This window comes from bacterium (assembly GCA_040753085.1).
Lineage (GTDB): Bacteria > UBA9089 > JASEGY01 > JASEGY01 > JASEGY01 > JASEGY01.
The window spans coordinates 1-23,164 of sequence record JBFMHI010000011.1; the positions used below are offsets into that span (position 1 = coordinate 1).

At 45.6% G+C, this 23,164-nt stretch carries 22 protein-coding genes and 2 tRNA genes; 20 read left to right on the plus strand and 4 right to left on the minus strand.

Annotated elements, in window-relative coordinates; translation table 11 throughout:
* The first annotated feature begins 221 nt into the window (after positions 1-221).
* The 9 genes from AB1797_02580 to gmhB all read left to right on the plus strand — a co-directional run bounded on the left by AB1797_02580 (position 222) and on the right by gmhB (position 6,831).
* Positions 222-1,562 carry a phosphomannomutase/phosphoglucomutase gene (locus AB1797_02580; GenBank protein MEW5766500.1) on the plus strand — a complete coding sequence of 447 codons (1,341 nt, stop codon included), beginning with the start codon at positions 222-224 and terminating at the stop codon, positions 1,560-1,562.
* A gap of 78 nt (positions 1,563-1,640) precedes the next feature.
* Entirely contained in the window at positions 1,641-2,855 is a 1,215-nt protein-coding gene (locus AB1797_02585; GenBank protein MEW5766501.1) for a phosphopentomutase, read from the plus strand.
* Complete coding sequence (locus tag AB1797_02590) at positions 2,831-3,838, plus strand: gluconeogenesis factor YvcK family protein (GenBank protein MEW5766502.1); 1,008 nt, start codon at positions 2,831-2,833, stop codon at positions 3,836-3,838. The genes AB1797_02585 and AB1797_02590 overlap by 25 nt, the downstream gene beginning before the upstream one ends.
* A 138-nt stretch (positions 3,839-3,976) precedes the next feature.
* Positions 3,977-4,618 carry a hypothetical protein gene (locus tag AB1797_02595; GenBank protein MEW5766503.1) on the plus strand — a complete coding sequence of 214 codons (642 nt, stop codon included), beginning with the start codon at positions 3,977-3,979 and terminating at the stop codon, positions 4,616-4,618.
* Between the two features lie 12 nt (positions 4,619-4,630).
* Positions 4,631-4,828, plus strand: a complete 198-nt coding sequence (tatA, locus tag AB1797_02600; GenBank protein MEW5766504.1) for a twin-arginine translocase TatA/TatE family subunit — start codon at positions 4,631-4,633, stop codon at positions 4,826-4,828.
* The gene (locus AB1797_02605) at positions 4,825-5,451 is read left to right on the plus strand and encodes a molybdenum cofactor guanylyltransferase (GenBank protein MEW5766505.1); all 627 of its coding nucleotides are present in this window, start codon (positions 4,825-4,827) and stop codon (positions 5,449-5,451) included. Before tatA ends, AB1797_02605 begins: the two co-directional genes overlap by 4 nt.
* 6 nt (positions 5,452-5,457) lie before the next feature.
* Positions 5,458-5,661, plus strand: coding sequence for a TatA/E family twin arginine-targeting protein translocase (locus tag AB1797_02610; protein MEW5766506.1), 204 nt, complete (start codon positions 5,458-5,460; stop codon positions 5,659-5,661).
* The gene (locus AB1797_02615) at positions 5,658-6,233 is read left to right on the plus strand and encodes a D-sedoheptulose 7-phosphate isomerase (GenBank protein ID MEW5766507.1); all 576 of its coding nucleotides are present in this window, start codon (positions 5,658-5,660) and stop codon (positions 6,231-6,233) included. The genes AB1797_02610 and AB1797_02615 overlap by 4 nt, the downstream gene beginning before the upstream one ends.
* Before the next feature lie 19 nt (positions 6,234-6,252).
* Entirely contained in the window at positions 6,253-6,831 is a 579-nt protein-coding gene (gene gmhB / locus AB1797_02620; protein ID MEW5766508.1) for a D-glycero-beta-D-manno-heptose 1,7-bisphosphate 7-phosphatase, read from the plus strand.
* On the opposite strand, the gene AB1797_02625 is transcribed toward gmhB, so the two are convergent.
* Positions 6,802-7,251, minus strand: a complete 450-nt coding sequence (locus tag AB1797_02625; GenBank protein MEW5766509.1) for a S1 RNA-binding domain-containing protein — start codon at positions 7,249-7,251, stop codon at positions 6,802-6,804. The genes gmhB and AB1797_02625 overlap by 30 nt on opposite strands.
* Before the next feature lie 233 nt (positions 7,252-7,484).
* Between AB1797_02625 and AB1797_02630 the strand changes: the two genes are divergently transcribed.
* The 7 genes from AB1797_02630 (at position 7,485) to AB1797_02660 (ending at position 11,889) form a co-directional block, all read left to right on the plus strand.
* A tRNA-Val gene (locus AB1797_02630) sits at positions 7,485-7,561 on the plus strand.
* Between the two features lie 1,876 nt (positions 7,562-9,437).
* Positions 9,438-9,827 (plus strand): clan AA aspartic protease, encoded by a 390-nt coding sequence (locus tag AB1797_02635; GenBank protein ID MEW5766510.1) that lies wholly within the window; start codon positions 9,438-9,440, stop codon positions 9,825-9,827.
* A gap of 287 nt (positions 9,828-10,114) precedes the next feature.
* Positions 10,115-10,492, plus strand: coding sequence for a retroviral-like aspartic protease family protein (locus AB1797_02640; GenBank protein ID MEW5766511.1), 378 nt, complete (start codon positions 10,115-10,117; stop codon positions 10,490-10,492).
* Between the two features lie 72 nt (positions 10,493-10,564).
* A complete protein-coding gene (locus AB1797_02645) occupies positions 10,565-10,921 on the plus strand; it encodes a hypothetical protein (GenBank protein MEW5766512.1) in 357 nt (118 codons plus the stop codon).
* Positions 10,922-10,980: 59 nt separating this feature from the next.
* Complete coding sequence (locus AB1797_02650) at positions 10,981-11,181, plus strand: DUF5678 domain-containing protein (protein MEW5766513.1); 201 nt, start codon at positions 10,981-10,983, stop codon at positions 11,179-11,181.
* A complete protein-coding gene (locus tag AB1797_02655; protein MEW5766514.1) occupies positions 11,171-11,566 on the plus strand; it encodes a retropepsin-like aspartic protease in 396 nt (131 codons plus the stop codon). Before AB1797_02650 ends, AB1797_02655 begins: the two co-directional genes overlap by 11 nt.
* 244 nt (positions 11,567-11,810) lie before the next feature.
* Positions 11,811-11,889: transfer RNA gene (locus tag AB1797_02660), tRNA-Asp, on the plus strand.
* Positions 11,890-12,068: 179 nt separating this feature from the next.
* On the opposite strand, the gene AB1797_02665 is transcribed toward AB1797_02660, so the two are convergent.
* Positions 12,069-13,082, minus strand: coding sequence for an Rpn family recombination-promoting nuclease/putative transposase (locus AB1797_02665; GenBank protein MEW5766515.1), 1,014 nt, complete (start codon positions 13,080-13,082; stop codon positions 12,069-12,071).
* A gap of 918 nt (positions 13,083-14,000) precedes the next feature.
* On the opposite strand from AB1797_02665, the gene AB1797_02670 reads away from it, so the two are divergent.
* The 4 genes from AB1797_02670 (at position 14,001) to AB1797_02685 (ending at position 18,547) form a co-directional block, all read left to right on the plus strand.
* The gene (locus tag AB1797_02670) at positions 14,001-14,456 is read left to right on the plus strand and encodes a hypothetical protein (protein ID MEW5766516.1); all 456 of its coding nucleotides are present in this window, start codon (positions 14,001-14,003) and stop codon (positions 14,454-14,456) included.
* 459 nt (positions 14,457-14,915) lie between these two features.
* Positions 14,916-15,116 (plus strand): hypothetical protein, encoded by a 201-nt coding sequence (locus AB1797_02675; GenBank protein ID MEW5766517.1) that lies wholly within the window; start codon positions 14,916-14,918, stop codon positions 15,114-15,116.
* Positions 15,117-15,172: 56 nt separating this feature from the next.
* Positions 15,173-16,063, plus strand: coding sequence for a hypothetical protein (locus AB1797_02680; protein MEW5766518.1), 891 nt, complete (start codon positions 15,173-15,175; stop codon positions 16,061-16,063).
* A gap of 159 nt (positions 16,064-16,222) precedes the next feature.
* Positions 16,223-18,547 carry an Ig-like domain-containing protein gene (locus AB1797_02685; protein MEW5766519.1) on the plus strand — a complete coding sequence of 775 codons (2,325 nt, stop codon included), beginning with the start codon at positions 16,223-16,225 and terminating at the stop codon, positions 18,545-18,547.
* Positions 18,548-19,599: 1,052 nt separating this feature from the next.
* Here the strand turns inward: AB1797_02685 and AB1797_02690 are convergent.
* Entirely contained in the window at positions 19,600-22,014 is a 2,415-nt protein-coding gene (locus AB1797_02690) for an MMPL family transporter (GenBank protein MEW5766520.1), read from the minus strand.
* 31 nt (positions 22,015-22,045) lie between these two features.
* Entirely contained in the window at positions 22,046-23,104 is a 1,059-nt protein-coding gene (locus AB1797_02695) for an ABC transporter substrate-binding protein (protein MEW5766521.1), read from the minus strand.
* Positions 23,105-23,164 lie beyond the last annotated feature (60 nt).

A 23,164-nucleotide genomic window follows, 5' to 3' on the forward strand; every position in this document is an offset into this window, starting at 1 on the left:
TGAGCCAAAAACCTTTTTGAAAGCAAAGTCTGTTTTGACATCTAAAAATTGCATAAAAAGACTCCTTTTGTCTTAATATTTCGTCTTCAAACAATTAGAAGAGCTTTCTTTGTATTTAAGTATAACTTAAGGTGGACGGGTTTGTCAAGAAATAATATATGGCTCACTCTACCTGCCGTTCAACGTAAGTAGGCCACCAAGAAAGAAAGGAGAAGAAATAAATGTCTAAGGTTGACCCATCTATGTTTAAGGCTTACGACGTCAGGGGAATTTACCCTGACCAGTTAAATGAGGAGGTGGCTTATCGAATTGGCCGGGCTTATTCCGAATTTATTAAACCAAAGACGGTCATGGTTGGCCGGGATATCCGTCTTTCTTCAAAGTCTCTCTCTGAAGCCTTGAACCGGGGGCTTACCGAACAGGGCGTAAATGTAGTTGATGCTGGACAGATCGGCACAGACATGGTTTACTTTGGAGTAGCTCATTACCGTTACGATGGCGGAATAATGATTACTGCCTCACATAATCCAAAGGAATACAATGGGATGAAGTTTGTTCGAGAGCAGTCGATCCCCATCTCTGGTGACACAGGTATTATGGAGATTAGAGACATAGTCATTAGTGGAGAATTCACTCCGTCAGATAAAGTCGGCCAGGTTGAAGAACAGGATATCTATCAAGATTATACTGGCCATGTGCTCTCTTTTATCGACCCAAAAGTGATTAAACCTTACAAGGTAGTCCTGAATGGGGGCAATGGAGTGGCCGGAGATATAATCTCTCAAATTATTGAGCATCTACCGATCCAGTCAATCCCGATATATTTTGAGCCTGACGGGACATTTCCAAGAGGAGAACCCAATCCCTTGCTTCCGAAAAACCGAACCGAGACGATCGAAAAGGTAAAAGAGGAAAAAGCCGACCTGGGCGTGGCCTGGGATGGTGATGCGGATCGCTGTTTCTTTATTGATGAAAAAGGTAATTTTATCGAAGGGTATTTTATTACGGCCCTGCTGGCCGAGACCCTTCTAAAAAAGCATCCGGGGGAAAAGATTATTTTCGATCCCCGATTAACCTGGGCCAATATTGAGGTAGTTAAGGAAAACAGGGGCATACCCATTATTAACAAATCCGGCCATGCCTTCTTTAAAGAGAGAATGCGCCAGGAAAATGCCCTCTTTGCCGGTGAGATGAGCGCCCACTTTTATTTCCGTGAAAACTACTTTGCTGATAACGGGATAATCCCTTTCCTGCTGATCCTGGAATTAATGTCCACTTCGGGTAAGTCTCTCTCAGACTTATTGAAACCGCTCATGTCGAAATATTTTATTTCCGGCGAAATCAACCGAAGAGTTGAAGATGGCGCGGCCAAGCTAAAAGAGATTGAAGGACGTTACCAGGATGGGAAGGTAGAGCATATTGACGGCCTCTCGGTTGAATTCCCTGACTGGCGGTTTAATCTGCGGGTTTCTAATACCGAGCCCCTGATCCGCTTAAATGTGGAAGCCAGGAGTCGGAAAATTATGGAAGAGAAAAGAGATGAGTTGTTAGAGATGCTTTGATGGCCGGACAGTTTCGAGTTAGGCCTTACCATTGTTCGTAGTAACCTGGGGGTCTCGAAACTTGAAGCTCGAAATCCGATGATCAACCGGGTTATTTTAATAGTTCTGGATAGTGTTGGGGTGGGTGAGTTACCTGATGCCGGACTTTATGGAGATGAGGGTAGCAATACCTTAGTTAATCTGGCCAAAGCGGTAGGCGGGCTTTCTCTTCCTAATTTAACCAGGTTGGGGCTGGGGGATATTGCGCCTATTAAGGGCGTAGAGCCGGTGCTTGAACCAGAGGCGGCCTGGGGCAAGATGGCCGAAAGGTCGGTGGGAAAAGATACGACCACCGGTCATTGGGAGATAGCTGGACTTATCCGTAAGGAGCCCTTCCCTCTCTATCCTGAGGGGTTCCCGGAGGAGGTAATCAAACCCTTCAGCCAGGCTATTGGTCGAGGTATTCTGGGTAATAAGCCTGCTTCCGGGACCGAGATCATAAAGGAATTGGGGCCGGAGCACCTGAAGACAGGACTCCCCATAATCTACACCTCGGCTGATAGTGTCTTTCAGATAGCCGCTCACGTAAACCTTATCCCGATAGGGCAATTATATGAATTCTGTGAGATAGCCCGTCAAATCCTGGTAGGCCGGCACGGGGTGGGTCGAGTAATCGCCCGCCCTTTTGAAGGCCAGGCAGAAGAATTCAGGAGGATCAACGGCCTTAGAAAGGACTACTCCCTCCGGCCTCCTCATCCGACTATTTTAAATACCCTCAGTGAAAATGGCCTGGCGGTGATTGGGATTGGAAAGATAAGCGATATCTTCGCCGGTTCAGGAATCAGCAGATCTTTTCATACTAATAATAATCAAGAGGGGATAGATAAAATCATTGAGGTGGTCAAGAAATTCCGGCCAAGGGGGCTAATATTCACTAACCTCATCGACTTTGATATGGTCTACGGCCATCGAAATGACCCTGACGGCTATGCCAGGGCCTTAGAGGAATTTGATAGACACCTGACGGAAATCATAGAGGCCTTAGCTGAAGATGATGTCCTGATCCTAACGGCTGATCATGGCTGCGATCCAACCACAGAAAGCACCGATCATTCCAGGGAATATGTGCCTCTTTTAGTTTATGGTAAAAGGGTCAAACGGGGTTATAAGCTCGGCACCAGAAAGAGCTTGGCCGATATAGCCGCCACTATTTCTAACATCTTTAATTTGGGATTTGTCACTGAGGGGAAAGGTTTTGAGGAGGCCTTTGATAGAAAGGAGCGAAAGAATTGGTCGACCAAAAAACAGAACTGAGGATTGTGGCCATAGGCGGGGGAACAGGACTACCCGTTGTCCTGGAAGGTCTGAAGGATTATACTAATAATCTCACGGCCATTGTCACGGTAACAGACAGTGGAAGAAGCAGCGGCCTCATTAGAAAAGATCTGGGTATCCCTCCGCCCGGGGATATAAGAAATTGCCTGGTGGCCCTTTCAGAATCAGAGGAATTGATGCTAAGGCTCTTTAATTACCGGTTTGAAAGGAGTGATAATCTGAGAGGGCATAGCTTTGGCAATCTTTTTATTGCCGCGATGACTATGATCACGGGTTCCTTTGAAAAGGCCATAGAAGAGATCAGTAAGATATTGAAGATCAAAGGCAGGGTAATTCCGTCCAGCCTTGAGAATGTCCATATCTGTGCAGAACTTGTGGATGGAACGGTAATTAGAGAAGAGGATAATATTATCCAACGAGAAGGGAATGTCCTGGGAAGGCCTCCCATAAAAAAAGTCTATCTGGAACCAATCCAGACCCATGCCACTCCCAGGGCCATCGAAGAGATAAGGCAGGCAGACATTATCATCCTGGGGCCGGGTAGCCTTTATACCAGCGTTATATCCAATCTGCTGGTGAAAGGGATTCCGGAGGCGATAAGAGAAAGTAGCGCCAAAAAGGTTTACCTGTGCAATGTAATGACTCAGGTCTGTCAAACCCATAATTATAAGGCCAGCGATCATATAAAGGTAATTAACCAATACCTGGGCGAAGGCATCCTAGATTACATCATTGTGAATGGAAAGAGACCACCAGAGGCGGTTATCAGAAATTATGAAGATGAGTTTGCCTTTTTAGTAGAGATAGATAACGATAGGTTGAACCAATATGGAATAAAGATAATAAAAGCGGATTTAATAGAAGAAATGCCGGAGGCGAGGAGATTATGGAAAAAGCGAGATAGCCTTAGACATGACTCCCAAAAGGTGGGTAAGGTCTTGTTAGAGATCTTGGAGAGATGACAGAGCCCAGAACCCAGATGAATCTGTATAGGGAAGACTATCTCTTTCCATATCCAGAGAATAATCTGTGCCATCTGTGTTCCAAAGGAGAGCTGAGTAATTACAAATAAGATAAGTAATTTCTGTGAGGTAATTTAAATGACTGTTAAAATTGAAGAAAGGGTTGAGGGGATTGACAAGAGAATAGAAGCCCTTTTAAAGAGCCAGGAAGAATTTAGGAAGGGAGAGGAAAAATTCCATGAAGAATTTAGGGAGGCTCAAAGAAAGACCGATGAGCAAATCGATAGACTTACTGAAGATCAAAAAAAGACAGAGGACCAACTTAAAAAGACCAGTAAAGAAGTAGGTAAGGTATCAGATAGTATAGGAAGGTTTGCAGAAGGGTTAGTAGCTCCCTCTATCTCTAAGCTCTTCCTTCCACTGGGAATAAAGATAACCCAGGCCTTTCCAAGGGCTTGTGCCATAGAAAATGGAGAAACTAAAGCTGAGATTGATCTATTATGTTCAGGCTCAAGGAATGGAAAAAGAATTGCTTTTGTAGGTGAGATTAAAACAAGACTTTCTTCTGAATATGTGAGAGAATTCATAGATGTCCTCACACACTTCAGGGAATTCTTTCCAGAGTATAAAGAGGCAGAAATCATAGGATTTGTTGCAGGAATGACCGTCGAGGATAATGCAAAAAGATATGCAGAGAGGAAAGGGCTTTATGTCCTTGCTCCAGAAGAGGATATGATCCAAATACTAAACAAACAGGGTTTTAAGCCAAAGAATTGGTAAATATATAAGGGGGTGGTTGTTATTTTTGGTATTGGTTTTTCAGAGTTGCTTATTATCCTCATCATCGTTCTGATCATCTTTGGGGCAGGGAAATTACCCCAGATCGGACGGGCTCTGGGAGAAGGGATAAAGGGCTTTCAATCAGCGGTCAAAGGCGACGATGATAAGGAAAAAAAGGACGCCGGTTCCGAGAAAGAGGACAATGAATGACCGCCCTGATTTTAGCTGGGGGAAAGAGCCGCCGCGTCTCTTCTACTTACAAGGCCTTTATCCAATTGGGTAACAAGTCTGTCATCGAACGTCTGGTTAGCGGGCTGTGGGGTCAATTTGAAGAGATCATCATTGTGGCTGATGAGGTCGAACGATACGCTGACCTGGGGCTGGAAATCCTTATCGACCTAATGCCGGCCAAAGGGCCTTTGGTAGGGCTTTACACCGGTCTGGCAGCTATCCGGTCTCCTTACAGCTTTGTGGTGGCCTGCGATATGCCCTTTCTTAGCGCCGGCTTGATTGAACTTATGAAGAAAGTCATCAGACCGGAGGACGATGTTCTTATCCCACGGGTCCAAGAAAGATTACATCCTCTTCACGCTATATATTCCCGTAATTGTCTACCGGTCATTAAAGCTAAGATAGGGAGTGGTAACTTTTCTATGCATTCCATCTTACCAGAGTTGAAGGTAAGATACCTTGAAGAGGAAGAAATTCGGACTATATGCCGTCCAGAAATAGCCCTCTTTAATCTGAATACAGATCAGGATGTAGAAGAGGCCAGGAGATTAGTTTTGGAGGGAGATGTGCCCCTTACCATCCGTAATAGGAAAGGAGGCTGATCTGATATGTTTGGGATTGGCATGCCGGAATTGATCTTGATTGCGATAGTGGCCCTTATCATTTTTGGGCCTAAGAAGCTGCCTGAAGTAGGCCGGGCTCTGGGTAAAGGGCTTCGGGAGCTTAAAAACGCTGCGGCTGGGATAAAGGAAGAGATAACTAAGGTCGCCGAGGAGGAGACGAAAGAAAAGCCTAAGAAGGGGGAAAAATGAAGGAGCTGATTAAGCAGGCATTGGCTGAAAGCGCGGAGATTAAATCTGAATTGGCTAAAGAAGTGAATCTTATCATTAAGATTGCTGAGGCATTTATGGCCACTTACCAACAAGGTGGCAAGGTAATTCTCTTTGGTAATGGCGGCAGTGCGGCTGATGCCCAACATATTGCGGCTGAATTGGTGGGAAGATTTAAAAGGGAGCGCTCTGCCCTGCCGGCTATTGCCCTGACTACCAACACCTCTATCCTTACTGCCCTGGCTAATGATTATTCCTTTGACGATATCTTTGCCCGTCAGGTTGAGGCGCTGGTCAAAAAGGGTGATCTCTGTCTGGGAATAAGCACCAGTGGAAACTCGCCTAACGTCTTAGCCGGCATAAGAGAAGCCAAAAAGTTGGGTGCAAAAACCATTGGATTTACCGGTCAGAGTGGCGGAAAGCTGGCCGGCCTCACTGACCTCTGTTTAAAAGTGCCTTCTAACGATACACCACGTATTCAAGAAGCCCACATTACTATTGGTCATATCATCTGTGACCTGGTCGAGAGGGAGTTGTTTGACCGTAAACAGTAGACAGTAGGGATTGGTAGCTATGAAACCTGAGGCTGTATTTCTGGATCGAGATGGGGTAATTAATGAGGAGGTAGATTACTTAGGTAACCCGGAGGAACTTTTTTTGCTGCCTGGGGCGGCTTCGGCCATTCGGGAACTGAATCAAAAAGGCATAAAGGTAATTGTGGTTACTAACCAATCCGGTGTGGCTCGAGGTTACTTCAGCGAAGAAACAGTGGCGGATATTCACCAACGTCTTAAATACCTGCTGGCCAGAGAGGGGGCATATCTTGATGCTATTTACTACTGTCCTCACCATCCTGAAGCCCCGCTTGACCAATACAGAAAGGCTTGTGCCTGCCGCAAGCCAGGATCGGCTATGCTTGAAACCGCGGCGCATGATTTCGGTCTAGATCTAAGCCACTGTTATCTGGTGGGAGACAAAATGCTGGATATAGAGGCAGGTGCGGCAGTCAATTGCAGGACAATTCTTGTCTTAACCGGTTATGGAGAGGCTGAATTGAAGAAGGAGAAGACCCTTTATCCCGATGCGGTGGCCAAGGACCTTTCTCAGGCCGTAGAGATGATTTTATCGCTTCTTTCCTCCGCCGCGTTTTGATTCTAAATTTTTTTTCATATCCTGAATTTTTTCCTGGCTTTCTTTCATAAACCGGGCCAGTTTATCTTCAAAAGAGAAAGGCGCGGCTGAACGATGCTCTCTTCTATCTTCTTCCTCTTTGAATCCGGCTTTAGGGCTTAAGGGTTTGCTAATTTTTACTTCTTCATTTTTGGGCCGGGCGGCAGGTGTTTCCCGCTCTTTCAGAGAGAGATCAAGATTTCCCTTCTTAGCAATCCCGATGACCTTAGCGGTGACGGAATCATTTACTTTAAGATGGTCTTCCACCCGCTTGACGTAAGTATCAGCAATCTGAGATATATGAATAAGACCTCGCCTTTTGCCCTCCACTTCAACAAAGGCCCCAAATTCAGTGGTCTTAACTACCTTTCCCGTAACAATACTTCCTACTTCAATGGACAAGATCGGATTCCTCCTTAGAGCCTATCCTCAAACCTCGGCGGCACGTCGCGTACTTAGACACCAGGAGTCTGCCAGACGTCTGGTGTTTGGGGATAGACTCTTAATTACGGAGGCATTATAGCTTATTAGGTATAATTTGTCAATATAAATTTATCCGGCTGATTATTTTTCTTATTTTTTGCTTGACTTTTCAACCCCTTCATGCCATAATGAGTTCAAGTCCTGGGGAAGAGGGGCGGGTAGCTCAGTTGGCCAGAGCACTTGCTTTACACGCAAGGGGTCATAGGTTCAAGTCCTGTCCCGCCCACCAATTCCAATTATCAATTATTTGGTAAGGGTGAATTTTTGTAATTTTGTCTTAATTAAGCAGGTTTTGATACTAATTTTTAGATTTTTTTAAAAAACCCGAATTTTTTGTTGATTTAAGATAAAAGGGAGGCGGACGCATCCGCGAAATCATGCGGATGCAGAGACGGTTCGGGGCAGGTGACGCCTGCCGTTCCTCCAGCACCGCTGTAGAGGGCGATGTTTCAATCAGATGCAGAGACGGTTCGGGGCAGGTGACGCCTGCCGTTCCTCCAGCACCGCTGTAGAGGGCGATGTTTCAATCAGATGCAGAGACGGTTCGGGGCAGGTGATGCCTGCCGTTAGGTGCTGTATACATAGCGTTGGAGGATATGCATGAACCGTTGGTGCCATCTGTTCTGCTTAGTGATGGCGAGCCTCCTCGAGGGTTGCATTCCTTTTTCGTCGTTCCAGTCGGCTCGGATCGTGCCACCACATAAGACGCAGACAGTGGTAGCCGTGTCGCATCTTGGCTATTATGGGTCGGACGGAGAGGACGAAGAGGATGTAACTGAATGGACGTGTCTTGACGCTCGTATGCGGAGGGGGATAAAGTCGCGGCTTGACGGAGCCATCGGGTTTACTCTGATGTGGGAATCGGGCGGTTCTGGGGGAATAGCTGTCCTGGGGGGAGATCTGCGGTACGGTATTTGGCCTGACCGCATTACTGTGTCTCTGCCGGCTTCAGTTATAGTGGGTGTGCTTTTGACGCTGGAGGTCCAGCCGGGAGTGATAATGACAATGCCGATCCACGAAGGTTGGGATCTTAGTGCTGGAGCCAGGGGCCACGTGTTAGTCCTGGCAGGGGATGAGGTGTCCGTCTGGTCGTGTGGCGTCGGGGTAGGAATCCCGTTGAGGTCGAGTGGCTGGATTGTTCGTCCGGAGGTCGGCTTTTTGTTCCTCGAATCCGGGGACGAGTCGTACACCCAGGTGGGCATAGGTCTAGAGAGTCCTATGAGGTGAACGGTGGTGCTGAAACGTAGATATGCAGGAACGGCACCCAACCAGTGGCTGGAGCGGACTTGGCTACGGCAGCACGACTCTTGCGGGTGTCGCTGGCAACAGCTCCGTCGCCTCCGTCGCGCCGCTCAGCCACCGCGCTGTTAGACCGGAATGTGATGTGACGGTTAGAGAACCATGCTCGAAGGAGTTGGCCTAATGATCACCATATCATGGAAGTATTTGCTTGCGGGAGCCTTTATACCTTAGCGGTCACAGTGGCGAGTGCAACCTTCGCAGTCTCAAGACTGGCTACCGAGAGCTACGTGAACGCTTTGCAGCTGCAGGTCGCTCAGCTCGACAGGAGAGTGCAAGAGCTCCAATTCAGCTTTGATTCCCGCCGGCAGCCGTCCGGCGAAACAAGCAGGAATTCTGAGCCTGTGCCGCGGGCGGGCGGCAGCCGCGAACAGAGGCCATCGATAACCTTCAGGGAGCCGAGAAACGGGGCCCAAGTTCCCCAGTTCATTGACGTCGAGTATACAATAGGGACAGTACCAACTGGTTATCGTGCCATTCTCCTAGTGAGGGACCCGTTGGGCCAGTATTGGTCATGGGGTACATCGGCGTCAGGTCGTCACATCCGAGTTCAAATCGGTGTTGCGGAAGACAGTGGGCGGCAATTTGAGATTGGAGTGTTGATTACGGACCGGGAGGTTCCTTTCGGTCAACCCCGGCAGACTGTGCCTGACGGAATTGCGTACGAGTCCATAAGTGTTATGCGAAGGTAGACACAGTGCTGATCCACAGTCTAACCAATAAATCCAGCGGATGGCTTACAGCCCCTACTGATTTAAGTCGTTAGAGGAAAAATGACTAAAAAGTAAAATGAGAGGTTAAATGGTATGGGTTATGTACGAACAAGAATTGAAATAGGTAATCCAAGAAATCCAAAACTGAAAAGAATAGAGAAAGAAGCTCTTGTAGATACAGGAGCATTGATGCTTTGTATTCCTGAACATATCTGTATTCAGATGGGCTTTGAAGAACTTGAGAAAAGAGAAGTTATAGCAGCTGATGGTAAAAAGCAATTGGTACCTTATGTTGGACCCGTTTTAGTGCATTTTGAAAATAGAAGCTGTTTTGTAGGGGCTTTAGTATTGGGTGATGATGTTTTGCTTGGCGCAGTTCCTATGGAAGATATGGACTTAATAGTATCGCCAGCTCATAAAAAAGTCGTTGTAAATCCCGACAGTCCTAATTTTCCTCAAGCTTTAGTTAAACAAAATATCTAACAAGCGATTGCGAAAGGAGTAAGCAAAACCTATGTAGGTCGCCGTTGATACAAATATTGTACCGTTTCCTGACGCATGATGATGAAGAACAATATCAAGAGACGTATGCCGTGTTTCAGTGCTCCCGAGTGTATATCTCGAATACGGTGTTTTTGGAAACAGTGAGATGCTTGAGCTGTAGGGGGAAACTTCCATGTACAGTTCTTAGGGAGGAATGGGGCTGAAAGGCCCTTGACCTACCCGATGATAGGAAGAAATGATAGGACAGAGGAGAAAATGACATGGGCATGTTTAGGAAAAAGGTAATAGTTTCTAACAGCAAGGATCCTAATCAGTTCTTTGAAGAAGAATTTTGGGTAGATACGGGAGCTCTTTATTCCTTTGTCCCTGAGGATTATCTGGAAAGGATAGGCGTAGAACCGTCAGCAAAACGGAATCTGATTCTTGCTGACGGACGGCAGGATATGAGACTACTTGGTTTTTGTGACTTTCAGATTGAAGATTTCGAAGGCAATATTCCTTGCCCCGTGATTTTCGCACCAAAGGGCTCTCTGTTCTTGCTTGGAGCGACAGCTTTGGAGAACTTTGGCGTCGAAGTGGATCCGATTCAGAAAAAGTTGAAGCCGATTCTGGCTATTATTGGGGGATTCTTGGCTTCACAATGACAATCGCTAACAACTGCGTGGAGCGGACGCGGTAAACCGCGCCGCTCACGTAGGCCGTTAGGTCATAGAACGATGAAAAGAAATCGTATTATCATTGTGTTTTGTACGCTCTTCGTTATCGCTTTCGCTGGATTCGCTATTGTGCGTTGGTATCATGTCAAAACCTACTTACAGACGCAAGAAAAAATAATCAAAAATGAACTTAACACAGTGCAGATTAAGCACTCACGCTCGAATGCAAGTGATGGTGTGAAACGATTTCTCGATACTGGAAAACTTATTGCTGTTCCATCTTATTTTGTCCAACCAAGCAAGATGTACGAGGCCAACATGTATTACATAAGGGTTTTCCCTAGAGTAACGACCCACAATGAAGATGGATGGGTTGGAAGAAATAAATCAGGAAACTGGTACGTAAAAATATTTTGACCTAATACATGTTAGATTGAAAAATAGACAATATTATGTTATAATTTTAAATGGAGGGAATGATGGAAAAAGTATTAGTTAACTCTAATAAATACAACGGTCAATATGTTGCAATCATAAGCGTTGATGATAACACTATAGTTGGCTCTGGCAATACTCCAGATGAGGCTTTATCTAAAGCACAGAAAAAAGGCATTCAAAAACCTTTTATCCTTTATGTTCCAGATAAAGATTTAGTTCATATCTATCATGTTGATTGAAAATTATCCTTTTACAATTACGAGAGTAGGAGATATCGCTAGACCATATCTTCCTATTACAATTATTAATCCTGAGAATCAAAAAGAAATCAATGTGTTTGCCTTAGTTGATACTGGAGCAGATGAATGCGCTCTGCCTGCCACATTTGCCCTACCTTTGGGACATAATTTACAATCAGGCTACCAGAAAAGAATAAGTACTGGTAATGGGATAACTACCGCTTATAGCCACACTGTCTGTATAAAAGCATTTAACTTCTTAACCGAAAATGTCTTGATTGATTTTATGCCAAATTTACATATTCCACTACTCGGTGTAAAAAGTTTCCTAAGTAATTTTATTTTGAAGATTGATTACCATGAAAAAATATTCTCAATAATATAAAAATCAATCTAACAATTCACTTCACCTGACCGCCATTCTGGCGGCAGGTGAGTTCTATCGTTAGACAATAATACCGAAAATAGAGGAAGAACATTTTACCAAGATAATTGTTGACAGTGTAAAAAATTACCAGAAGAATTTTTCTTATAGTAATGGTTTATCAGCAGAAAAGACAATAACACTCCTTGCCTTTTTAGATACAATGGGCTATTCAAGAAGATGTTCAAAGAGTATGGTTAAATACGGGGTGGTGGTGTAGCTAGGTTTAACATATCGGCCTGTCACGCCGAAGATCGCGGGTTCAAATCCCGTCCACCCCGCCAGTGGTTAGTTGGAAAGCCACCAACTCGTCAGGCATTCTTCCCACCTGTTATTTGCCTTACCTAATATCATCTAAGTCCAAGATCGGTTAATAACTGCTATATACTCAGACAGATAGGCTGACGGCTGAAGTTCAATAGCCTTCAGTTTTCAGTCTATCTGCCGGGCCGGATGATATGGCTTACTTCATAATCAACTCAGCGAAATCCTCAAATTCTTCCAATGACTTTACTTCTATCCCCTTCCTGTGAAGAACCTTTAAGATGGAAGCATCTCTTATTTTATTTAATCTCTCCACAATTGATTGGGGAACAGCCTCAAAACGCCGATCAAGAATATCAAGGATTCCCTGCTGCAATCCCTGCTGCAATCCCTGCTGCAATCCCTGCTGCAATCCTTGCTGCAATCCCTGCTGCATTCCTTCTTCTCTTAACACCTCAGCTATGGTAGGCATGATCTCACCTCCTTTATCCAGTAAGGCTTCATCTACCGCCGCCTTGACGTCTTCATAGGTAACATTAGAGGCAGCATTGAGTATGTATTTCAAAATGGTTTCCAAGTATTCCAGAGCCGTTCGCTTTTCCAAAAGATTTCTTAAAAGACTAAGTATTCCAGGAAGATGGTCTGTTAAATCCTCTCTAAATATGTATTTTAAAATAAGCAGCGTCATCCGTAAGATGACCTCCCCCTTGATATCCTCATCATTGTACCCGGACGCATCCCAAAGCAGATACTGAAAATCAGGGATAAACTGAACCAGATCATCAGAATAGGCAAAAAGGTCTCTGAAATTTAAGCCGGCCTGCCAATCTCCCTCGCCGTGATATAGTACCAAGGGAATGATTACCGGAAACCCCCTTTCATCTTCCTTCTTCTTAAGCCACATTTCCCATATCTTTACCATATACCTGAGAATATGAAAGGCGGTTAAAATTTCAGCATAGCTCTTGTGCTCAAAAAGGATATACACATACCCCCCTGAACCGTCCTTGAGATCTACCTCGAAAAGCAGATCAGAGAAATATTCCTTCAGGTGTTTGTCTATAAATGAATCCTTGGTGTATTCCAGGGAATCCAAATCAAGCAGACTAACCACCTTATTAGGCAGATAATTCAGGAGAAATTCCCTGGCTGTATTCTTTCGCGTAAAAACCTCTTTGAAGAATTTGTCGTGAGGATTAATGATCTGTTCCATAAATAACCTGACTTCCTTACTGAAAACTGGAGCGTAAGAGAGGAAGAATTTACTGTGGCCTTCCCGTTCTAACCGAAGCAGATATCTTACCCATTGAAATATAGCATAGATGTTACTCTTTGTCAAATAGAATCTTAGAGCCTATCCCAAGACCCTGGACACCAGGAGTTTAGTATCTTGACAGTTAAAGGTTCTCACGGGTTTTCAAGCCTAACCCATTTAGAATGGGGCATTTACCTCTAAAGGCGGCTCGGCTTACAAACACCAACAATACCAATGGGCTTACGGAGAACTTTTAACTGTCGAGAAAAATAAACAGTGTTGATAAAAGTAGACATGTATATAAACTATCAGTGAGACAAACAGTTACCACTATTTTCCCCTCAAAAAATCAGATAAATGTTGTTTTTTTTTGAACACTATTGGGGAAGGGAAAAATGGGGAAGACAAGGGATAATTTAAAAATTTATCATCCGTAAATCTTTGTAAATCAAGATATTGCAGTAGAGAGATTAAATTTTTGCCGGATTTTTAATGAGTTGGCATAAAATTTGCTTATTTATTAACAACTATAAATAGGATACCTCACCACGGAGAAAAATCGAAAATCATTCTTTGTGTCTCTGGGGTGAACGATTACAATGTGGATTAGTATCTTTATAACCCAAGAAGGTATCTCACTATTACCGGCACCTAAACTAATACCAACTCCATCTACCATCCTACCAGCGATCCCTAAAACTAAAACACCAGCCATCTCGGAAACAGATGTATCCAAGCCACTTCTAATCTCAAGTGATGCCGTGTCAATGTATTCTTCTATGCCTTACTGAACCAGATACGGAATTGTTTAATGTGAGGGAAAACTTCACGCACGGTTCTGTGAGGGGCATTAACAACCAAAAGGAGGTTGAAAAGATGTTTACTCGACAGATTAAGAAGCTAATTAGTGGAATGATCTTGATGTCGATTGTCATTTCACCCGTTTGGGCAGAGGAGAATAAGCTATGTAGATTAAAGGTAGACACCTCCTTAAGGCCAATCACTATTGCTGGAATACAGGAATCAGAACTTATCTTCAGACCAGACCCCAATACTGTCCTTTATTCTGCCTCCTTCAGCTCTGAACAATCCTTTGGTCTTGAGGAATCGAAAAAGGAGAAGACAAAGAAGAAGGGAAGGATAATCGGGACTATTGTGGGAGCAGGGATCGGAGGGGGAATAGGAGGGTGCCTTTTTATTGTAGTCTGTATTGGCGTTGGTGGGGAAGAATGTAACCCATCTCCTCTAATTATAATAGTCCCGACGGTTATTGGAGGATTTATCGGTTATAAGATAGGGGAGTATTTTGATAAAAAAGAAGGCTCTCGGTAAGTGCTCAGCCTATCCCTTTTGTTCCCAAGTTCCAGACAGAGAATTGTAGGCTAATATATCAGTAAGAACACAAGGGCAATTTAGTGATCCTATATCTGTCATTTGTCGCATAGATAAACCTTATTAGAATCAAAAAGGCTGTCAGGTAGGAAAGATTGGTCGTCTTGATACCTGACAGCCCGGGTGACATTACAAGAGGGGTGTGCCCTCTTTGTATGCCGTTTTTATTTTAACCCCATTAGCAGAAAAAGTCAAGGGAAACTTTTTGAATACTTGCTATTTCTTGCCTTACAAAACCCGGGATGTAGGTAATGACAGGGGTTAAAACCCAAGCGCCATCCTGTCACCGCCTTGCGGTGCGGTAGGGTGGTTAAGGAGGTGAAGATAAAAACGAACCAGTCATCAGACCAGGTGTTACCCTGATCTGAACCATGTCAAAAAATAAGAAGGAGGCACAAGATGAAGATTACGAAAATATGGCTTCTGGTATGGCTTTTGCCCGGTATGTTTTTCTGGGTTCCCAATGGGTATTGTCGTTTGGCTTTTGAGAAAGAATTGGCTCAAAAGTTCTGTCCTTCCCTGCAACTTCATTCAGGGGACCGAGGGGTTTGTCCAAAGTCGGTCGAGATTATGAGTAATGGCCGAGCCGATGGTATATAACCACTTATCTGGACGAGAATGACCTTTGGTGTCGACTCTATGACGTAGTACCAAAGATGCGTGGAGAGTATGATATCAATGACAAGGGTTGGGATCCACACGGATGGGAAAAATGGCCAATATCAATATACTATGGCGGTCCATATAACGAGCAACCAGTTAAAATAGCAGGAAAGACACCGGCTGGACGGGATACCGTTTGGTGGGTCTTTTTCCATTACGACTTTGGAGGCCCTGATAGGAACTCTCCTTCTACCTGGTATAAAGATTACCATGACTCCTCAGGCCTTTACAATGACACTATCTATGCCCATGTATTCCCCTCAGGGGATAAAGCAGTGATCCAATACTGGCTCTTTTACCCATTTAATGACTGGGTGAATAACCATGAGGGAGACTGGGAGCACATAAATGTCGGTGTTACATCACAGGATCCAGCCACAGCTAAGATCGAGTATGTTGACTATTACTTCCATCACTCTGTGAAGAGATGCACCCAGCCTGGTGTGGATTTCTTCGTTGATGATGAGACCCATCCGGTGATTTTTGTTGGAGGATATGGAATGTGGACTGACTGGGGGGCGACAGGAAAGGGTCACGGATCTCATGGGTGCTATCCTGTGAAGGGAGGTTGGGAGCGTGTCGAGCGTAGAGAGAAGATTGAAGATTTTCACGAATATATCGATGGATCAGGGGAATTTTTAAGCTATCAGACATTTGACCTAAAGGTAATCCCTAACAAAGATGAGATAATCTATGGAGAAGACCCCGATCTATATTGGATGAGGTCAAACGTACCATGGGGCCATAGGAATGTTAATTCTCCTGGTGAGGAGGCGGAGCCATATATTAAAGAGGAGGTTGGTAACAGTCCTCCAAGAACGCCAACCTTCCATCCTGGCTGGAATGATGAAGGCACATCTGGTGAACATAAAGAGTATTCGTAACTACTCAGCCTCTATATAGTAGCCTTACCTAGCGAAACCACAACATATTGTGTTTAGGTGTTTAAAAGTTAGCTAAAATTCCTAAAAAACGGCTTTCTATGCAACCTATAAAAGGAGACGAACCACAATATATTGTGTTCTGTAAGCTTCAAAATCAATATGTGGTGGCTGAGTAGTTACGAGTATTCTAAGAATGCACCTTATTATCCAGTGACCAACTCCGGCTATACCATCCCGAAGGTCGGGCTGATCAAAGGGAGGGTAACTGACAGGGAGGGAATACCTATACCTTGGGCAACAATAAGGGTATTAGGAAAAGAGAATCGCTCAGCCACAACAGATGGTAATGGGGATTACAAGATTGCCCTTCCTGTTGGAAGCTATAAAATTCAGGCAGAAAAAAGCGAGTATATTGGAAGTAATGTACTTTCCATAACATTGAATTCAGGAGATACCCTTCAGGCTGACTTTGTTCTGAGAACAAAAGATCTCACTCCACCGACCAGGCCGGTGGTAACCGATGACGGGGATGTGACCTCGGATAAGACCAAACTGCACGCTAAGTGGTCTGCCTCTGACCCTGAGTCAGGTATTGTCGAATATCAGTATGCCATCGGGACGACCTCTGGAGGGACAAATGTGGTAGGCTGGACTTCGGTCGGCCTCGCCACCGAGGTAACTAAGAATGGATTGAATCTCACCTGGGGACAGACCTACTATTTTGCGGTCAAGGCCAAGAACGGGGTGGGGTTGTGGAGCAAAGTCGGGATAAGTAATGGGATTAGGGTGGACGACTCCACTCCACCGACCAAGCCGGTAGTAACCGATGACGGATATACGACCTCGGATAAGACCAAACTGCACGCTAAGTGGTCTGCCTCTGACCCGGAATCGGGCATTACCGAATATCAATATCAACTTGTCATCGAGATAACTCCCGTAAGTAGATATTATCTGGTGGGCTGGACTTCGGTCGGCCTCGCCACCGAGGTAACTAAGAGCGGATTGAATCTCACCTGGGGCGAGACCTGCTATTTTGCGGTCAAGGCTAAGAACGGCGCTGGGTTGTGGAGTAAAGTCGGCGAAAGTAATGGAATAACGGTAAAGGACGCTGCCCCGCCGGTGGTCAACATCACCTCGCCGGCCAATGGTGCTACGGTGAAAGGGACAGTTACTGTTACGGCTAATGCCTCGGATAACGTGGGAGTGACCCAGGTAGAATTCTATATTGACAATTCCCTAAAGGCCAATACCTCGAATCCTTATGCCTACGACTGGGATACCACCTCTTCAGCTAATGGGGATCACATCATTAAGGTCATCGCCTACGACCAGGCCAGAAACAAGGCCGAGAAGACCTGTCAGCTAAAGGTGGACAACGTGGCCAGGGCCGGATGCTCCATTGTAGACAAGAGAGGCGTAGTCACCTTTGAAAATGAGAAGGTGAAATACACCTGGAGCAGAGGTAATATAGGTGGTTATTTCAGCCATATTACCTCGGCGGTGGTCAAGTCAACGGGTCGGGAGCAGCTCTATACCACATACAAATGGGGGGCGATGCTTTATGCTTTCAGTGGGTATAAAATGAACAAGTATCAGTGGGATTACATTATTACAGAGAATACAGCCGAGAGGGTTACTCTGTATACCGCGTGCAATTTTGGGCCTTTCACGGCCAGCCGGGAGTATATTCTGGAAAAAGGGAAGCAATACGTGACCATCAAGAATACTATTAAGGCCAATCAGAAGATAAAAGCAATGTATGCCCAGGTAGCTAACTGGTGGGCGCCGGGAGGGGCCGAGAATCCTATTGCTCCTAAAACGGCCTGGTATCTGGGCGGCTACGGGGCCTCACCCAATTTCAATAAGTGGTATCTGCTAAATACCAAAGAGAGTCAGGAGGCCTGGACAGCCAATTATGATACCGACAAGAAAGAAGGCGGCGGGCACATCTGGGAGCCTGACAAAGTAAGACAGATTTATGAAAATGAGGAAGGCCGTTTCCCTTACCTGGAAATCTTAATCCCGGCTCTAACGGCCGGCAAAAGCCACACCTGGCAGGAACATTTGGTTCTGATAGATAATGGAGATTGGCAGCAGGTGAAACAGATCCGGGATGAACTTTATCCTCCAGTAAAAGTAGCCGCAGCGGCCAGCAAACCTGAGACAGCCGATGAAGAGAAATCGCCGGAAAAGACCGGTCTGGCTCAGAACTACCCTAACCCGATGAATCCGGAGACCTGGATTCCCTTCAGCTTAGCTGAGAAGGATTATGTCACCATCCGAATCTATAATCTGAGTGGTCAACTGATCCGCACCCTTGATCTGGGCGAGCGTGAACCAGGCCGTTATTTCTCAAGGAATGAAGCCGCTTACTGGGACGGCAAAGATGAAGCCGGCCATGAAGTCGCCAGTGGCACTTATCTTTACCAGCTTCAAGCTAAGGCAGCTACTTCAACCAGGAAGATGATAATTCTGAAATAGTTGCATCTACTCCGGCTTTTTCAATTATAGTGAACGACATAAATAAGTTGAGATGTTTACCGTAGGGCAACCCTTTAGGGTCGCTTGTAGTAAAGCTAAGGTCTTGCCTTACCTCTACTTAATTTTAGCGTTCACTATATTACAGTTCAGCGGGCGCTTCGCGCCCGCTGAACGGGGCGGCACTTATCAGCGCGGTTCGGGGTGCTTCGTGCCGCCGAACCGCGCTTGCACCCGACACTTCGGCGGTTGCGCTTCGCGCTCCCGCCTCGTGCGGGCGAAGCGCTGCCCCGTTCGGTGTAAGTTTCCCCTGGGTTTGAGGAACCGGCGAAGCCAGGTTTTTCTAAAAAAACCTGGCTTCTGAAACCAGGGGGGAACTTCTGCCGAGCTGGACTATTCCTGGTTAGTGGCTATCCCAAAACCTCAGACACCAGGAGTCTCCCCGACTCCTGGTGTCTAAGCCTCTAAAGCGCCGCAAGAACAGTAGGGGCTAATAATTACAACAACCCGATAAATAGCTAAAGTTACCATAATGTCGTGGGCTATTCCATTATTTTCTTCGTGACTTAGTGGCTTTGTGGCTAAATAGTTACTTTTTCGGTAACTATTTAGGTCTTTTGACAGGATTTACAAGATGGACAGGATGTTAAATAAGTAGGTTATCCGGTTAATCAAAAAAATTATCTTAACGCAGCCTCTGGCCGCAACCAAACGAGAATAAGTTTTGAGTTTCGAGTTTTGGGTTCCTCCCAACTCGAAACTGAAGTAACTATAAGGATGTTGGTTTGATTATTAATTTTGGAGAAAAGAAGGTCAAAGTAAAGCGAAAGGTGAGGGAACTGCCGGAATATTCATCGTCCTTATAATCAGGATGAACAGGATAAATTTAATCCTGTCAATCCTGTTCATCCGGTCAAAAATAGAACTGAATAGATACCCTCTTTTTTTCTTCCCCCCTCGGTCATAGCTTCAATAAGGACGTTCACATCTGCGGAGTGATCAATGTATCGGTGAGATAAAATAATGGCCTCCAGGCTGGCCGGGTTGGGCCTTACTCATTTTCCTGCTTCCTCCCTCCATTGAAGAAGCGAAGGTAATACCAGAAGGGCTGAGACCAAAGTGGAGCCCATGCCCAGGAGGGCCAGGGAGCCCATAGAGTTAAGGCCGCGGTATTTAGCCAATAAAAGGGCGGCAAAGCCCACCATAGTTGTCAGGACGGCCGCCATAATCGCCCGCCCGGTTCGCATGATGGTTAAGACAATAGAACCCCGGCCTTCCTCTTGATACCGGTGATAGATGTGAACACCGGAATCCACCCCAATCCCCAGGATCAGAGGCAAGACAATAAGGTTCATAAAGTTTAGCTGGAGGCCCAAAAGGCTCATCAGGCCAAGCATAAAGACCACCCCCGTTAAGAGGGGGCTTAAGGTAAGCAAGGCCGCCGCCAGGTTTTTAAAGTCAAGCCAAAGGATAAGGAACACCACCAGCATGGTCAAGGTAAAGGCAATAGCCCCGTCCCGTTTAATAATATCCATCATATCAGAGAAAATGACGGCCTTCCCGGTTGAGGTGGCTTCCCGGTTACCTTCAAGCCGGATTGACCTGACGGCCGCCGCAAAGTGCTGGGCATTTAACTTATTCCAAAGATTGGTCTTGGGATAAATATAAGATATATAACCTTTGCTTTCAGGGTCCAGTCCTAAATACTCACGGCTAATGACCACCGGCAGCTCCCTTGGCCCTATCTGAGTCACCTTGACCTTTTCTCTAAGGTCATTGACAAATTCCAAATCCTCATCATCCATTAAATCCAGGCGATCGTCTTTCAGAGTCTGCTCGATATCCTTAATTAGCTCAAGGCGTTCTTCCTGGTTAGGTGGAAGGAAGGCGGCTAAAGAGCTGAAGTGATCGATCAGGTTGACCTTATTCTCTTTCAATTTAGCCATCTTTTTGTCAAGGAGTCTGATTTCCTCTAAGGTCTCCGAGTAGGCCGCCGATGGATGAAGGGAGATATTAAACCGATCCATGATCTTATCGGCCAGCAGGATAGAGGGGGCGCCTTCCACTTCCAGGTTCCTGGAGTTATAATCAAAACTGATCCGAGTAGCCAGATAGCCAAGCCCAATGAGGGTAAGTATCCCCAGGATCAGGACCCAAGGATAGAGTTTAAATCGGGGAGAAAAAGACCGGGGGGTAAATATCCGTCTGGCTAAATGGACGCTTTTATCTTTAAGTCCGAGCTTGCTTTTTACCTTTTCAGTTACGATAATCAAGGCAGGCAGGAAAAAATACATGGAGATAAAGGCAAAGATGATGCCCATGCCCGCTATGACCCCAAATTGAGAAAACCCCTTAAAATCGGTTATAGTCAGGGCAAAAAAGGCACAAGAGGTGGTAATGGCCGAAGTCAAAGAGGCTTCCCCTGTTTCAGCCAGGCCAATCCGGATGGACTCGGGCAGATCGTGGCCAAAGGCCCTTTCCTCCAGAAAGCGTGAGACAAAATGAATCCCGAAATCAATCCCCAGCCCCATCAGGATGGCCATCAAAAAGGCGGTAATTAGATTTAATTCGCCTACGGCCAGATAGGCCGCGCCGAAGGTGAAACTCAAGCTGACGAGTAAAGACAGGCCCAACAAGAGAGTAAGCATTAAATTACGAAGGAGAAAGAGGAGGCAGAGGATGATTCCGGTAAGGGCCACCACCGAGGTAAGATTGAGATCGTCAATGATGACTAACTTCCCCTCCAGAGATATCATATAATCACCAGAAAGTCCTACCTTGACGCCGGTACCGAATCGAGCCGGATTGACTTCGCTGATAACCTTTCTTACCTGTTCCGCTAATTTTTTGGTCGAAGCGTGATCAGTTACCGGAACAATGGGCTTGGTAAGCAAGGCAATCATCCGGTGGTCTTTACTCTCAAAATAGCCATCTGAAGCGCTTTGAAGGTCCAGCTTGGTTTCATATTTTTCTATTAGATCATCAAAGTTTATTTCATCGCTTTCCCCGCTTAAAGGTATATAAAAAGGGTTAGCCTCCCTGGCCTTGAGCTCTATCTTCCTGGTCAGTCTCCGGTTTATCTCCCGAAGGTCTTCTTCCTCCACATAGAGAAGGGCATGGCGCTCAAAAAATTCTGTTACTTCCGGGCCGTATCGATAGGTAACGTAGCCTATGCCGGGCAGGGTTTCCAGTCTTGAGGCAATTTCGTCGGCCAGACCTCTGACCTTAGTGGTGTCATCTGCTTCAATCACCACGATAAGATAACCCATCCCCCCGGCCATTTTAGTTATGCGTTTAGCGTCCTGCACACTTCTGAGGTTAGCCGGAAGGAGATCAATGTAGTCTGTTTTAAGATGCAGGTGTTTAATGAGGTAGATATTGATCCCGGTTAATATAATGATCAGGAAGAGGATATAGAGGTAGTATCGACAAATAACCCCGGCCAAAATGGAAAGAACTTTACTTCTCATCCGAATCCTTTTTTCTTTATCCTGTCAGCCTTCAGTCTTCAGCCTTCAGCCTGTTTGCCTGAGTAGTTACGTGTATCTTATGCAGGTCCTTTATTACTCGGATGAGATCGTCAAAGGTTTTATTCTTTAAAAATTCTTCATACTGCTTTCGATAGTCATCGATTAGACTTTCATTGTCGATAAGGACATCATAAGCCTTCCAACCGTTGCTATACAGGGTGAGTCGATAGTCAATATGGATCTCCCGCTGGTTCTTGTAAATGATGGTGGTGGGAACAGTGGCTCCCTCATCTGTCACCACGGCCTTGCCGTAGTTGATTTCAATATCCTTGAAATACCTTTGGGCTCCGCTGATAGAGAAGGCAGTCAGAACCGGCGTGTAATAGTTTAAATATTCTTTCCTTTGCTTGGCTGAGGCTTTTTCCCAATATTTTCCCAGGGAGAGACGGCATTGTTTCTCAGGGTCCATAAAGGTCCGAAAACGATCGTGATCTTTAAGGCGAATAGTCGCGATCAGCTTCTTGATGGTTGTTCCGGGATCATCTACCAATGGCGCACCCACTTCCTGGGTACCCGGGATGGCAGATGGCGGAGAGGTATCCGGTGCCACTGAAACAAAGGTAGTGTCTGCGCCTGTGGTATCAGCTATTGGAGAAGACGGAATGGTATCAGATGTAATGGCTTGAGAAGAGGTGTCAGGTGTGAGGGCATTTACCGCTCTGGTATCGGTGGCCGTGGTGTCAGCTACGACGGTGACTGAAGTGGTACAGTACCAGATGGCGGATGGCGCACCCACTTCCTGGGTACCCGGGAGGATGGCGGATTGAGTATCGGCTATCTTGACACAGGTTACTCCGGCGGGAAGATTTATTACCTCTTCTGAAGATAGTGATTTCACTTCCCAGGAATCCGAGGGCACACCCACTTCGTGGGTAGCCGGGATAGCGGGATTGAAAATCCGAAATCCCGGGTACCCACGAAGTGGGTGCGAAATCTGAAATGGAGAAGCACTCCATCCCCTTTCAACAGCTAAAAGCGAACCAAGTATAAGACCAACGGCGCCTAAGGTCTTCCATTTTTTGCTCATCATTAATCCTCCTGTCTCTAAATTTCTTTCAGAAACTCTCTGATTTCCTTCTTCATAAATTAC